Genomic DNA, 14,315 nt, shown 5'->3' with positions numbered 1-14,315 from the left:
CTCCCGTATCTTCCATTCACCCCCTCTATCCTTTACTATAAGCCTTCAGACTTTGGACCTTGGACCTTCGACTTTTCCTTTAATCGAGGCTTCGCTGAATGAAAGCGAAAACGAGTTTTTCCTGCCAGGCTTGCGGGCATCAGGCGCCTCGGTGGCTTGGTCGCTGTCCTGATTGCAGCGGCTGGAATACCATGAAAGAGGAGCGGCAGGCGCCGACCGGCAAGGGCCGGCCTGCTGCGATGAAGATTGCCCAGGCCAAGGCCACCCCAATTGCCGAGATTGAAGTGGTGGGTGAGGACCGGCGGCTGACCCATATCGGCGAGTTTGATCGGGTGTTGGGCGGGGGAGTCATTCCCGGTTCGGTCATCCTGATCGGCGGCGATCCTGGGATCGGGAAGACGACCCTCTTGCTCCAGGCTCTCCCGCGCCTCTCGTCGAAGGACGAACCGGTGCTCTATGTTTCGGGGGAGGAATCTCCGAGGCAGATCAAGATGCGCGGGCAGAGGCTCGGCATCGAACATCCGAATTTGCTGATCCTGGCGGAAACCTCCCTCGAACAAATCCTCAAGGCGGCGCAGGAGATCCAGCCTGCCGCAGTGGTCATCGATTCAATCCAAACGGTTTACACAGAACAGATTACGTCCGCGCCAGGCAGCATCAGCCAGGTGCAGGAGGTGGCAGGCCAACTGATGTGGTACGCGAAGCGCAGCAGCGTGCCGGTCTTCATCATCGGCCATGTCACGAAAGAAGGGGCCATCGCTGGGCCGCGGTTGCTGGAGCACATTGTGGATACGGTGCTCTATTTTGAAGGGGACAAGGGGCACAGTTTCCGTATCCTCCGAGCGGTGAAGAATCGCTTCGGGTCGACCAACGAGATCGGCGTCTTCGAAATGAAAGACTCAGGCCTGGAGGAAGTGAGCAATCCCTCCGAGTTATTTTTGGCGGAACGGTCCCAGCGCACGACAGGGTCGGTGGTGGTGTCGAGCCTCGAAGGGTCGCGGCCGATTCTGGTGGAGTTGCAAGCCTTGGTCTCTTCCACGAGTTATGCGATGCCGAAACGCATGGCAAATGGCGTGGAGCAGAATCGAGTCTCACTCCTGCTTGCGGTCATGGAGAAGCGGCTGGGCATGCATCTGTCCGGGCAAGACGTCTATGTGAACGTCGTCGGGGGGATGCATATTGACGAGCCGGCCATCGATTTGGGCATTGTGGCGGCGGTCACATCGAGTTTGCGTGAAGTGCCGATCGAGCCGGGCCTGTTGGTCTTGGGCGAAGTCGGCCTTGGGGGCGAAGTGCGCGCGATTAGTCAGGCAGAGATGCGGATTCGTGAAGCGGCCAAAATGGGATTCAAACGCTGCCTGTTGCCGGAACGGAACTTGGCCAAACTGGAACCGATCGATGGGATTGAATTGATCGGGATCAGGGAAGTGGGAGAGGCGTTAGATGTTGTGTTGGCGTAGCCAAATAAAAATGCAAAATGCAAAATGCAAAATGGTTGGGCGGAGTCTTTTTGCATTTTTCATTTTGAATTGTACATTCGCGCTCCTCGCGGGTTGCGCGTTGATTGCGCCGCGGGAGGAGGTTCGTCCTCCGCTGGCGACGGTGGAGGGGCTGACGGCCTTGTTGAGTCAGAGAGAAGCGGCGCTTCAGACGATGAAGGGCCTCTTCAGCGCGAAGGTGCGGGGCGGGATCCTCCCGATCGCGTCGCGGGTGGAAGGCACCCTCTACTATCGCCGTCCTGATGCGATGCGTCTGCGTGGGTTTACCGCAGTCGGCAGCGAGCTCTTCGAATTCGTGCAGACGGGCGAGCAGTTCACGTTGCGGTTGCCGACGATGCGCCGTGTTCTGTCCGGCAATGCGTCCGATATGGGCGAGATGGGAAAGCTGGCCAGGCCGTTTCAGTTGAGCGTCTGGGCGATGGGCGGCCTGCTGGGCACTCGCACGATTGCGAAGGATGAGACTGCCACATTGGTAGAGGACGGGGATCGGTACAGGCTGGATGTTTCAGGTCCCTCATCCAACGGGGCGCAGGCGCTACGCCGGAAACTGTGGTTTGAGCGGCAGGCCTGGCTCGTCGTGAGGGAGGAGCGCCTCACGGAGTCCGGTTCTGTGGAAGCGACCATTCAGTATGAGGACTTCCGCGCGATCGGTGGAGCCGCGGCAGTCTCCACCACCAGCGAGGGGCAGTTGCGGCGGCCGTTTAAGGTTTTATTAGTTGATGGGAAGGGGCAGGGGAGCGTGGAGATGACGTTTCACGAGATGATCCCGAATCAACCGCTGGCTTCCACTGATCTCGCGCAGTTCTAACAGGATGCTGAAACCGTTCGCCAGCTTCGTTCTCGGCTCATCGAAATCCTCAACGTACCCCTGAGGGTACGCCTCCGGTTTCGACTCGCCTGCGGCCTTGCTGGACGAACGGTTTGAGTATCCTGTGGGACGCAATGTAGCTTTTTTGTAGAACGGGTAGAAGCGATGAAGGTGCTAGCAGTTGAAACGGCGACCTCCTGGCAGAGTGTGGCGATCCTCGATGGGACGCGCGTGCTGGCCCGGCATGACCAGGATGCGGGCGGGTCTCATGCCAAGCTCCTGTTGCCTGTGATCGACCGGTTATTCAGCGAGTCTGGTTTGACGCTGAAGCAGTTGGATGGGCTGGTGGTGTCGATCGGGCCCGGGTCCTTCACAGGACTTCGCGTCGGCCTGGCGACGCTTCTCGGGTTCCGCACGATCAGCCAGCTTCCCTTGGCCGTCGTCCCGACCCTTGAGGGCATGGCCTGGAATCTCCGGGGAACCTCGACGCTGCTCTGTCCTGTGCTCAACAGCCGCCGAGGGGAACTCTATTGGGCGCTCTTTCGCTGGACTAGCGAAGACCGGTTGGAGCGAGCGGCCTCGGAACAGGTGGGCACGCCCGTCATGCTGGGGGGCAGCCTCACGGAATCGGTTCTGTTGTTTGGAGAGGGTTGGACGGTCGAAGCCTCAGCTATCCGTGCGTCGCTTCCTCCCTCCGTCAAGATTATCGAGGCGCCGGGCCAGGCGATGAAACCTTCGGCCGTGTCGATCGGGTTGGCAGGGATTGAACGGCTCCGCCGAGGTGAACGAGCAGGAATCGGCATCAGCCCCCTGTATGTGCAACGGACCGCCGCGGAATTGAAGTATGAAGAATCCGGCGGCATTTCGCCTGTGCTTTTGCGGCAGGAACGGGTCGCGAAGAAAGTGCAGGCGCGGGCTGCGGTGGTACGGACTCCATCCGGGCGCACGAAGGCGATACGCGAGAGCGGCAAGGGCGGGACGCGGGGCGGAGCATGATGAGTGTCGAATGGGTGATTGAGCCGGCGACGATTGAATCATTGCCGGATATTCTGCAAATCGAAGAAGCTTGCTTCTCCTCCCCCTGGACGCGCAAAATGTTGGAGGCGGAACTGAGCGGGAATCGCTTCGCACATTTTCTGTTAGCCAAGCGGACGACGCCAGGCGACGCTGGTTCCTCTTCGATTATCGGGTATCTCTGTTTTTGGGTTATCTTTGAGGAAGTCAGGCTGATGAACCTCGCGGTCATCGAGTCGATGCGGCACAAGGGCATCGCCAAAGCCTTGGTTTCGCAGGCCCTGGAGGAGGGGGCGGCACAGGCTGGGATGCGCGCCCTGCTCGAAGTGCGGGCGTCGAACCATGCGGCGCAGGCCCTCTACCGAAGCTTGGGGTTTCGCGACGTGACGACCAGACCGGCTTACTACACCAATCCCCTAGAAGATGCGGTATTGATGGAACTGGACCCGATTGTATCGGAGTCTGCTCGAGTGACAGAAGCATTCGGTCGCGACGGAGGACGTATCACGCCACTGCAGTAATTTCATCACCAGGAGGTGCGACATGCTGACAGACAGTATGATTGCGGAACGGCTGCGCCGATCCAGTTACGAATTCCGTACACTGGAGGAATCCCATCACCGTTTGGACCTGGAATTGACCGACTTGCAGAAGCGCCATGTGCTGACTCCGGCCGAAGAACAATCGAAGAAGCAATTGCAAAAAGAGAAGCTGGCGAAGAAAGATAAAATGGCCGAGCTGATCCGCGCCCATCGAGATCAGGAACTGCAGGCCGCTATACGCTGAGGAGCATCGTCGCGGGGCTGGGGTAGACCAGCAACCGGGACCGGAGTCATGGCACAGATTCTCAATCCCCTTGCCGCGCATATCCGGACCGTCAAGCATCGCCTGATCATCATCGGGGCCACGCTGTTGGTGGCCCTGATGGTGTCCTTTACCTTTTCCGGGGAGATGGTCGCCTGGCTGAACCGCCCCTTTCCCAACCAGCTGGTCTTCTACGGACCGACTGAAGCGCTCTTCGCCTCCATCAAGGTGTCGTTTCTGGCGGCGATCCTGGCGAGCATGCCGGTCATCTTCTATCAATGCTGGAAATTTATTGAGCCAGCGTTGCTGCCCAAGGAGCAACGCTGGGGCTTCCCGCTGTTTGCGCTGGCCGGGGCGCTGTTCGCGCTCGGCTTGATCTTTTGCAATCTCGTCATTCTTCCGCTGGTCATCGAGTTTTTCGTCAGCTTCGGCATGGATCACGACGTGACTCCGCTCCTGAGCGTCGGGACCTATATCGACTTCAACGTCAAATTCCTGCTGATCTTCGGCTGCGCGTTCGAGTTGCCGCTGGTGCTTACCATTCTGGCGCGGGTTGGCGTGGTAACCGGAGCGACATTAGCGAAGTATCGGAAGCACGCGATCATGGCCGCCTTGATTTTCTCGGCCATCGTGACGCCAGACGCGACCCTTTTCACCATGCTTTTGATGGCCGTGCCCTTGATGGTGTTGTATGAGATCGGGATTCTTGGCGCCCGCATCTTTGGCCGGGGAGGCCCGACCGAAATCAGCTTGCCCCTCGATCCGGATTTGCCGATGGGACCGGCCGGCCACCGTGTCCGCTAGCAGGATGCTGAAAAGGGGCGGGGTAGCTGGGACGATCACCGTGCTCGCGCAACGCGCGGCCTCGGAAGGCCCTCGTTGGACGCGCGCAGTTGGGATCATCCCAGCCACCCCTTAAAAAGTGATAGTTCGTTGCGGCCTTGCTGGACGAACTGTTTGAGCATCCTGCGGTGCTTCAAGCCTCAAGGCCAAACGGTGTAAGATTATCGCGCATGTTGCATATGCCGAATTTTTCGCAGTCTGCTAGAAAGCGTGAAGTGGGAAGGATTGAGATGAAGCTTGTTGGAATGTGGTTGGTCATGTTGTGTCTCTGTGCAGGCACTGCCGGGCCTGTGTTTGCTGAGTCAGGCACGCCGCATAATGAGCCAACCGGGCGGGAGTTGACCAGCATTCAGGCCCTCACGTCTGTCGGGAACGATCTGGTCTATGCCGGCTCGTTCGGCCATGGCCTCTTCCGCAGTGAGGATCGTGGCGCTACCTGGACGAGGTCCGGACAGGGCGTGACGGACCCCTTCATTCTGACCCTGACGACGGGGAAAGACGGCGCAATCTATGTCGGCACCTTCCGTGGCGGAGTTTTTCGCTCGCGCGATCGCGGAAAGAGTTGGCAGGCGATCAACAGCGGACTTAAACATCTGGAAATTAAATCCTTGCTCTCGGCGGGGGATGCGCTCTATGCCGGAACGGCCGATGGGGTCTATCGGCTGAGCGCGGCCAACGACCGTTGGGCGATGGTTTCCACCGGCTTGAGCGATATTCTGGTTCATGCCTTGGCCCTCTCCTCCGACGGGACGCTCTTTGCCGGTACGTCAGGGAAAGGCATCTTGCGATTTAAGGCGCAAGCGGCCGGGTGGGTGCGGCAGCAACAGGGACTTAAAGACCATGAAGGCATGGTCGAGAACTTCATCCGGGTGCTGACGATCGATCCTGAGGGGAGCATCTATGCCGGGACCTTCGACGGAGGGGTCTTTCGCAGTGTCGATGCAGGGGTGACCTGGCGCGCTATTAGCCGGGCCTTGCCGAACGATTCGATCCGCGGAATTCTCTTCAATAGCCGGGGGCTTTTCGTGGCGACGGGCCATGGGATTTTCAAAACGATAGACAAAGGGAAGAAGTGGGTGCCGCTTAACAAGGGATTGACGAGCATGTCGGTCCAAGTGCTGATCGAGTCCGGCGCAGGTCTGCTCTATGCCGGAACGAGCGAAGGGGCCTTCCGCAGCGATGACGACGGGCAGACGTGGCATTCCATTAATCAGGGTCTTGAAGGGGGGGAGTCTCCGGCTCCCTTCCGTTTACGTTAACCAAGAAAGGGTAGAGGACGATGTCAGAGCCGACCGAAAACACGCGAGCCACTATTACTGTCAGCAGCAAGGGAACCCAGCTGGGTGAGATCGTATTGCGATTTTTCCATGATGTGGCGCCGGGCCATGTGAAGAACTTCACGAAGCTGGCCCAAGAAAGTTTCTATAACGGCACGACCTTTCATCGGGTCATCCCCGGTTTCATGATTCAGGGCGGCGATCCCAACAGCAAGAGTCCCGACCGTGCGTCGCACGGCATGGGTGGGCCTGGCTATCAGATCAAGGCCGAGTTCAACAGCAAGCCGCACAAGCGCGGAGTCGTATCCATGGCTCGTTCGAACGAGCCGGACAGCGCCGGTTCGCAGTTTTTCATCTGCGTCGCGGACGCAAACTTTCTCGATTGGCAGTACACGGCCTTCGGCGAAGTAGTCAGCGGGATGGACGTGGTGGATAAGGTCGTCGCTATGAAGCGTGACGGCCGCGACAATCCGTTCGAGCGAGTCGAGATGACTGTGACGATCAGCGAGAGCTGATCGTCACAATGTAAAATGGAAAATTCAAAATGAAGACTTCCCGCGGCGGCATCCATTTTTCATTTTGCGTTTTGATTTTTTCATTCGCCGTTCTAGCCGCCGGCTGTGCCATTCCCATGGTGCCGTATCGCGCGGTCTATGAGGACCCGGTCAATTACGTCCGGCTGGAACGGGATGAAACGGTTTTGCCTGAGTGGTCGCCCAGCGCCCATGCGCATCCGATCACGATGCCTGTCGAGGATCTGACTCGCATCCTTGACGGCATCTCGGTCAGGGAGCATCGGATTTGGTTGCAGACATGGATGCAAGGCGAGGCGCCGCTCGAGCCGGCGTTTCGTCCTGAGGAGCTGGCCCTCTTGTCCCGGCAGATTGCCGCGGCCTTGGCCGAAGCCCAACCGGATGAACGGGTGACGTTTTATCTCAGTCAGCCGCAAACGTCCGTCAAGCGCATCATTACGTCAGGCGGCCTCTATCTTCACGGCACGGAGTTGCATCTCACGTTAGGGAATTGGCAGGTGCTCTACGGCATTCCAACCTATGGGATGATCTACGATCGGCGCTATCCTCTGCGAGCGACGGCCGCGAAGGGGTTCGATATTTTCTTCGATCCGAACGAAGCGATCGTCGAGCAGCACCATAGTTTTTTGGATACGGTGCTGGCCAACACCAGAGATGAACTTGTCATCGACCTCACGAAACTCACGCCAGGCCCCACCGCCTCGCTAGTGCAGCGCTGAGTCGATCTCCAGCTGGCTCCGTCTTCCCGCTGCATAGGCGAGGGTGACTTCCGCGATCTTGTAATCGTATTGCGCTTCCGCCAGCCTGGTCTGCGCTCCCGTGACGGCGACTTCCGATTGCGTCACTTCCACCACCGTACCGAGACCGAGCTTATAGCGCTGCTTCGCGAGGTGCAGCGCTTCCAGCGAGGTTTTTACCTGTTCTTCTGACAACGTGATCTGTTGCGCGAAGGTGAGGGTGTCGAGGTAGGCATTCGTGACCTGTTGCGTCAGGGCCTGTTCGATGCTGAGGCTGACGGACTGGGCCGCCACCTGTTGCGCGCTCGCTTCGCGCACCTGGTTTTCGATCATGAACCCCGTGAAGATCGGCATGGAGACCGAGGCGCCGCCGGCCCACCAGCCGCCGGTCGTGACGTTCCGGCTGGAGTCGAAGGTGTCGTATTGGCCGCCGCTGGCGATGGCGGAAATCGTCGGGAGGTACTGCTTCTTCATGGCCCGGAGCTTGGCTTCCGCCGAGGCGCTCTGTTCTTTGGCCCGTTGCAGTTCCGGATGGGTCAAACTGTCGGCGATCAACGAGGGGAGTTCGCGCGGCACGCGCACTTCCACCGAGACATCCTCCAGCACATAGTCCGCCGCGCCGACGACACCCATCGCGCGATTGATGTCGGCAAAGCTGGACTTGAGGTCGTTCCGGCTCTTCACCAGCAGCGACTGCGCATTGACCAATTCCAGCCGCGCCAGGTCGAAGTCGAGCTTCGATTTCAACTGTTGGCGGTAGAGGGTTTCGATCTGGCCGGTGATGAGCCCCCGTTCACGCACGGTCTCTTCGGCGATCTGCACCAGCTTGCGCCGTTTCAAACTGTTGAGGTAGGTCCGTTGGATGTTGACGACGATGAGGGCGCGGCGGGCCGCGACATCCTGCGCGGAGGCCCGTTGCGACAGTTCCGACGCCTGGACCATGTTCTGTGTGTAGCCGAAGTCGTAGAGCCGTTGGCTCGCTAAGATTCCGGTCGAGTAGGCGCTCATGTTGGGTTGCAGCAGGCCGCCGGCCGGCGTGACGAAGCGCGGGTTGATCCTGGCTGCCCCATTGGCTGCATCCATATTGGCGGAGACTTGCGGATAGTAGAGCGAGCGGGCCTGCTCGGTTCGCGCTTCGTTCATCTTGAGGTTGGCCCCTCCCTCTTGCACAAGGGGATGGTTCTTGAGTCCCGCATCGACGGCCTGTTGCAGGGCCAGGAAGCTGCCTTGTAGCAGGACTGGCGGAGCGTCCTGCGCCGGCTGCGCAAAACCTGCGTGAGGATCGAGCGCGCCGAGTGTGACGAGCGCGAGACCTGCCGCGATGAGGAGCCTGGTGTTGAGTGCTGTCATGGTCGTTCTCCTGATGATGGGTGTGAGACGGTCCGACATCGGTTATTTACTGGTGGCGGCTGGTGGAGCCTCCGGGCTGCTCCCCGGTGACCGCCGTTCGAATTTCTGTTGCGAGAGCTTGGCGTCCGGCAGATTGAATGGCGCGGGAGTCACGCGGGCCCCTTCCACCAGTCTGCGCTTGCCGACGACGACGACGTTTTCGTCGCCCGACAGTCCCTCCGTAATCTCCATCCAGCGGCCGTCGCTGATGCCGGTTTGCACCGGCACCGATTTCGCGCGTCCGCCTTCGACGATGAACACAGACTTGCCTTTTGGCCCGCTGACGATGGCTTGCGGCGGCAGCACGAGCGCGTTGGGAATCTCCCGCAGCCCGAGCGACACTTCCACATAGGTGCCAGGGCGGAGCGCATGGTCCTTGTTCGGGATGTCGATTTCGACGAGGAGGCTCCGCGTCGACGGATCGAGCGCGAGAGTCGACCGAGTGACGGTGCCGGTGAAGGATCGTCCGTCGAGCCCCTTGACGATCACGGTGGCCTTGGTCTTGCCCGGCACCACCCAGGGAGAGTCGTCCTGGGGCACGTTGGTGTAGACCCGCACGGTATCGAGATCCATGATCGTGAAGAGCGGAATCGCTCCGGCCGACGAGGCCGTGGCGACCTGGATCAGCGCGCCGGGATCGGCAAAACGGGCCGTGATGATCCCCGCATAGGGCGCGCGCACCTTCGTGTAGTCGCGCAGCGCCATTCGTTGCTCTACGAGATGTTTGGCTCCCTGGGCGGAGGCCTCCGCGACATCGACATCCTGCTTGGCGATTACGTCCGGCGATTCTTTCCATACCTTGGCCAGCCGTTCGAACGTCAGCTTCTTGATGTGGTAGTCGGACAGGGCCTGATGGAACTGCTCTTCCACTTCCGGCGCATCGATGATGGCCAGGATCTGATCCTTCTTCACCGGATCGCCTTTATCCGGGCCGATCCATTTCAAATAGCCGGACACTTTGGCGTAGAGCGTCGTTTGATAGAGCGGCGAGATGTTCGCCGGAAGGGTGACGGTATAGACCAGCTCCCGTCTCGTCGGTTTCGTGACCTGCGCATCCACCGGCTGGCTGTCATCGTGAGCGCCGGCTTTCGGAGCGTCCTGCGAGGACGAGGGATGGCTGTCGCCTGGCAGGGCCGTCGTCTGTTCCCCGGTGCCGTGAAGGGAGAGATAGCCTCCGATGGACAGCGCCGTCATCGCCGCTAGAGTTGCGATGAGCCAGCGGCGCGGCGTGGATGGCGAAAGAGGGGTCCGTTCGTCGAGGTCGTCCATCAAATCTCCTCAGAGGTGGCTTGAGGTGTGGGAGAGTGCGCGACATGCACACGATTGGTCAGGACCAGGCTATGCAGCACCGGCACGACGAGCAGCGTCATGATGGTGGAGACGGCCAGGCCCCCGACGACGGCGCGGGCCAAGGGGACCATCGTTTCATTCCCTTCGCCGAATCCCATCGCCAGCGGCAGCAATCCCAGAATCGTCGCGAGGGCCGTCATGAGAATCGGGCGGACGCGGCTGGCGCCGGCTTGGAAGACGGCTTCCTCCGCGGTGGCGCCGGCTCGCACCCTGCGGTTGGCCGAGTCCACCAAGAGAATGCTGTTGGAGACCACGATGCCCATCATCATGAGGGTCCCGATCATGGATTCCACGTTGACCGAGGTATTGGTCAGGTGCAGCAAGAGGACGGTGCCGATCCAGCCGAGCGGCACTGCCACCAGGATGATCAAGGGATCGATCAGGGACCGGAAGAGTCCGACCATCACGAGATAGATCAAGAGCACGGCCAGCGGCAGCGCGAGGGCAAAGTTGCCGATGGCGGATCGCATGTTGGCCACCTCGCCGCGGAGTTGCAGCGTCACATCCTTCGGGAGCTGGATGGTGGCCAGAACCGCTTCAATGTCTTTCGCGACGTGGCCCAGATCGTTGCCGACCGGCGTGATGAGCACGTCGATCATCCGGGAGAGATCGTAGTGGTCCACGGAATCGGGGCCGGTCTTGAAGGATAGGGAGGCTACATCCCGGAGGAGCACAGGGGGGCCGCGCCGCTCGTCTCCCGACGCATAGAGGCCGCTGGACAGGTCCAGCTGCCGTCCGGCGAAGGGCGTGTTCTGGAGCGCCTGGGTCGAGCCGCTCGTCGCACTCGAGGTCAGGGAGGAGGCGGAGCGCAGCTGCGTGCGGGCGCCGATGATCGGGGTGTTGAGGAGGTCTTCGGTCTTGGTCAGGGACTGTTCCGGATATTGGGCCAGCAAGTAGTAGCCATTGCCGGTCTTGGGATCGAGCCAGAAGTTGGGGCTCAAGGCAATGTTCGAGCTGATGCCGGTGATCACGTCCACGATGACGCGCTCCTGCGTAATGCCGTAATAGGCGGCCTTGGTCCGGTCCACGTCGATGTGCATCTCCGGATAGCTCTTGCCCTGCTTGATCCGCACATCCACCGTGTTTGGCACCTGCGCGACCTTCTGCTGAATCTCTTCCGCCACCGACCGGATGATATCGAGCGTCGGCCCCTTCACCTGAATGTCGATCGGCGCGCGCAGACCGAAGTTCAGCACGTCGCTGATGATGCCGCCGGTCTGGAAGGCCACCTCAACGCCTGGCAGGGAATCGTGCAGTTTGGCGCGCAACTGCGTGATGTAGTCGTCCGTGCGCCCTTGGTGGCCCGTCACGAGGTTGACCAGCACAAAGGCCGTGTGGCTGCCGGTGTTGGGGGCGAAACGGGCCGCATCGCCGAAATAGAGACCGGTGTTGGAGATGACTTCTTCCAGGTCGCTCTTGGGGATGGTCTCCTGCACCAGCTGTTCGATCTGCGCCACAATCGCCGTGGTCTTTTCAATTCGCGACCCTTCCGGGGCGACGATGTGCAGGGTGAAATTGCCCGCGTCGATCCGGGGAAAGAACTCCTGGTGGAGGAGCGGGACCAGGAGGAGGGCTGTGCCGAGGAGGGCCAGGAGGGCCAGGCCGATCACGACCGGCTTGAGGCGCAGGCTGGTCCGCAAGAGCGGGAGATAGAGGGCCAGGACATAGCGGAACCAGCCGCTGGAGGCAGAGCTCTCCTTTGTGCCGTCTCCTCCATGGCCCTTCTGGTAAAAACTGGCGAGGAGCACCGGCGTGACGGACATCGAGACGGCATAGTCGGCCAGCATGGCAAAGGCCACGGTCATGGCCAGCGGCACGAAGAGGAATTTAATGATGCCGGTGAAGAACATGATGGGGAGGTAGACGATCAGGATGCAGATCGTGGCGACCAGGATCGGGAGCGTCAGCTCGGTCGCGCTGTCTTCGGCGGCGGAGCGTCCGTCCTTGCCCATTTCCAAATGGCGATGCAGGTTTTCCTGCACCACGATGTTGTTGTCCAGCAAGGTCCCGATTACGAGCGCCAACCCGCCGAGGGTCATGATGTTCACGCTCTGGCCGGTCAAATAGAGCGCGACGAGCGCGGACGTGAGCGAGAGGGGAATCGCCAATCCGACGACGAGCGCAGCCTTGAAGCTGCTGAGGAAGAGATAGATCATCAGGCCGGCCAGCACAGCCCCCAGGAGCCCTTCTTTTTGCAGATTAGCAATGGCCTGCCGGATATAGAGCGACTGGTCGTAGATGAACTTGACCGTCGTGCCGGCGGGAATCTCCGTCAGCTTCGAGAGCTTCGCGCGGATGCCGTCCGTCACCTCCAGCGTGTTGGCCCCCTCCTGTCTGGTGATGGGGATATAGGTGGCCTCGCGCCCGTTCACCCGCACGATCGAGGTTTGAATGGCCGCGCTATCCGCCGCTGTGCCGATGTCGCGCACGAAGATCGGCGTGCCGTTCACGATTTTGATCGGGATATCGTTGATCTTCTCAACCGCCTCGATGAGGCTGTTCGAATAGACGTAGTAGTCCAGGTCGCCGATCTTGATATCGCCGGCCGGGATGATGGCGCTCTGGGTGTTAATGGCTTTGACGACGTCCGAGGGGGAGACGTCGCGCGCGACCATCCGTTGCTGGTCGAGGAAGACGGTGATCTGCCGGACCTTGCCGCCCAGCGGGGGGCCGAACGAAATGCCGGGGATGGTGGCGATCTGCTGGCGCACGGTGAAATAGGCCAGGTCGCGGATTTCTTTCGCGCCTAGCGTGTCGCTGCTGATCGAGAGGAGCCCCACCGGCAGGCTCGCCACGCCGAACTTATAGACGGACGGAGGATAGACGCCCGGCGGGAGCAGGCGGATGATGCTGTAGGCCAGGCTGGTCAGTTCTGATTGGGCCGAATCGATGCTGTACTCAGGTTGGAAGAAGACTTTGATGTAGCTCATCCCGGCGAGCGACTGGGATTCGATATGTTCGACATAGCTCGCTTCGACGAACCGCTGCTCCATCTTGAGCGTAATTGCCCCCTCCATCTCGCTGGGGCTCAGGCCCCGGTAGAACGTCGTCACGAGGATGGTCGGGATCTTGATCTCGGGGAAAATGTCCACCCGCATCTTTTGGTAGGAGACGGCTCCGAGCACGAGCACGATCATGCAGAGGGCAAAGACAGCGTAGGGATTCCTGAGGGCAGCGCGGGTCAGCATGCTGTTTCAACCATTAGCGGGCGGTTCCATGTGAGCCAGTAGCGGCAGAGGTCCGTTATGCAGTGGACAAGTTCATCAAAGGTGCCTGGTTTTATCACATAACCGTTCGCTCCGCAGCTATAGGAATTCGCAAGATCGGCCGGATCGTCGGAGGTGGTAAAGATGAGGGTGGGGATCGCCGCAAATCGGGCATCGGATCGGAGCCGTTTCAGTAGGTCGCAGCCGTTTTGACTGCAGAGATTTAGGTCCAGAAGAATCAGGGATGGCGAGGCAGGTGGCATGGTCTCTGTGCTCGCGGAACGCGCGGCCTGAGAAGGCCCTCGTTCGACGCGCGCAGTGGAGACCATGCCACCCGCCTCGCCTTGGGACCGGTCATGATTTAACGAATAGGACTGGATAGCCGCGTGTGCCATCCACTGAGTCTCGAAAAAATGGAACGCAGCCTCGGCGTCTTGTTCGGTATAGAGGGTGACGTCGAGGCCTGTTTGAGCGAGCGCGAGGCGAAAGAGCTCGCGTTCGCCTGGGCTGTCGTCGATCAAGAGGATGGAGGGATGCGTCGTCATATATAGATGACATCGCAGGGATTGTGCCGGGTTTGAAGAATGAGAACACGTGGATTGAATGACTAGCGATAACAGGGAGTTGAGTTGGTGGCGCCGTGCGAACGACGAACAACGAGATACGAGCGACGAGTTGAAGGATGGGGAGGAATTCCAGAGGGGAGGGGAGAAATTCCATAAGGTCCAAAGAGCGGGTCCTGTCGCTGACCAGCCCAGCCGGCTTCGCACCCCGCCCGGTGTGGGGCCCCGCTGCAGGCGGCTGGGCTCCCATGTCAGCGCCACCCGCAAGAGGGATCATCTCGCCCTAGTGGGG

Annotated in this window: 13 protein-coding genes; 9 read left to right on the top strand and 4 right to left on the bottom strand. The window is 60.2% G+C overall.

Annotated features, from left to right (window positions below):
* The first annotated feature begins 98 nt into the window (after positions 1-98).
* From radA to NT179_03515, 9 genes are all read left to right on the top strand, one after another.
* Entirely contained in the window at positions 99-1,460 is a 1,362-nt protein-coding gene (radA, locus tag NT179_03555; protein MCX5721091.1) for a DNA repair protein RadA, read from the top strand.
* Between the two features lie 64 nt (positions 1,461-1,524).
* Positions 1,525-2,307, top strand: a complete 783-nt coding sequence (locus NT179_03550; protein MCX5721090.1) for a hypothetical protein — start codon at positions 1,525-1,527, stop codon at positions 2,305-2,307.
* Positions 2,308-2,472: 165 nt separating this feature from the next.
* A complete protein-coding gene (gene tsaB, locus NT179_03545) occupies positions 2,473-3,303 on the top strand; it encodes a tRNA (adenosine(37)-N6)-threonylcarbamoyltransferase complex dimerization subunit type 1 TsaB (protein ID MCX5721089.1) in 831 nt (276 codons plus the stop codon).
* Positions 3,300-3,842 carry a ribosomal protein S18-alanine N-acetyltransferase gene (rimI, locus tag NT179_03540; GenBank protein MCX5721088.1) on the top strand — a complete coding sequence of 181 codons (543 nt, stop codon included), beginning with the start codon at positions 3,300-3,302 and terminating at the stop codon, positions 3,840-3,842. The genes tsaB and rimI overlap by 4 nt, the downstream gene beginning before the upstream one ends.
* Before the next feature lie 22 nt (positions 3,843-3,864).
* Positions 3,865-4,107: a DUF465 domain-containing protein gene (locus NT179_03535; protein MCX5721087.1), complete on the top strand. Its 243-nt coding sequence runs from the start codon at positions 3,865-3,867 to the stop codon at positions 4,105-4,107.
* Positions 4,108-4,155: 48 nt separating this feature from the next.
* Positions 4,156-4,929, top strand: coding sequence for a twin-arginine translocase subunit TatC (tatC, locus tag NT179_03530; GenBank protein MCX5721086.1), 774 nt, complete (start codon positions 4,156-4,158; stop codon positions 4,927-4,929).
* A 269-nt stretch (positions 4,930-5,198) separates the two neighbouring features.
* Complete coding sequence (locus NT179_03525) at positions 5,199-6,227, top strand: hypothetical protein (protein ID MCX5721085.1); 1,029 nt, start codon at positions 5,199-5,201, stop codon at positions 6,225-6,227.
* A 20-nt stretch (positions 6,228-6,247) separates the two neighbouring features.
* Complete coding sequence (locus tag NT179_03520; GenBank protein ID MCX5721084.1) at positions 6,248-6,760, top strand: peptidylprolyl isomerase; 513 nt, start codon at positions 6,248-6,250, stop codon at positions 6,758-6,760.
* A 29-nt stretch (positions 6,761-6,789) separates the two neighbouring features.
* Positions 6,790-7,497 (top strand): hypothetical protein, encoded by a 708-nt coding sequence (locus NT179_03515; GenBank protein ID MCX5721083.1) that lies wholly within the window; start codon positions 6,790-6,792, stop codon positions 7,495-7,497.
* On the opposite strand, the gene NT179_03510 is transcribed toward NT179_03515, so the two are convergent.
* Genes NT179_03510 through NT179_03495 form a run of 4 tightly spaced genes read right to left on the bottom strand, consistent with a single transcriptional unit; the run spans position 7,483 to position 14,005 of the window.
* Complete coding sequence (locus NT179_03510; GenBank protein ID MCX5721082.1) at positions 7,483-8,865, bottom strand: TolC family protein; 1,383 nt, start codon at positions 8,863-8,865, stop codon at positions 7,483-7,485. The genes NT179_03515 and NT179_03510 overlap by 15 nt on opposite strands.
* Positions 8,866-8,907: 42 nt before the next feature.
* Positions 8,908-10,173, bottom strand: coding sequence for an efflux RND transporter periplasmic adaptor subunit (locus tag NT179_03505; GenBank protein ID MCX5721081.1), 1,266 nt, complete (start codon positions 10,171-10,173; stop codon positions 8,908-8,910).
* Positions 10,173-13,442 carry an efflux RND transporter permease subunit gene (locus NT179_03500; GenBank protein MCX5721080.1) on the bottom strand — a complete coding sequence of 1,090 codons (3,270 nt, stop codon included), beginning with the start codon at positions 13,440-13,442 and terminating at the stop codon, positions 10,173-10,175. The genes NT179_03505 and NT179_03500 overlap by 1 nt, the downstream gene beginning before the upstream one ends.
* On the bottom strand, positions 13,436-14,005 hold the full coding sequence (locus tag NT179_03495; GenBank protein ID MCX5721079.1) for a response regulator: 570 nt from the start codon (positions 14,003-14,005) through the stop codon (positions 13,436-13,438). The genes NT179_03500 and NT179_03495 overlap by 7 nt, the downstream gene beginning before the upstream one ends.
* Positions 14,006-14,315: the final 310 nt, after the last annotated feature.

This window comes from Nitrospirota bacterium, assembly GCA_026387665.1.
Lineage (GTDB): Bacteria > Nitrospirota > Nitrospiria > Nitrospirales > Nitrospiraceae > Palsa-1315.
Note: the sequence above shows the minus strand (reverse complement) of the source record. Positions and strands in the feature narration are given on the sequence as shown.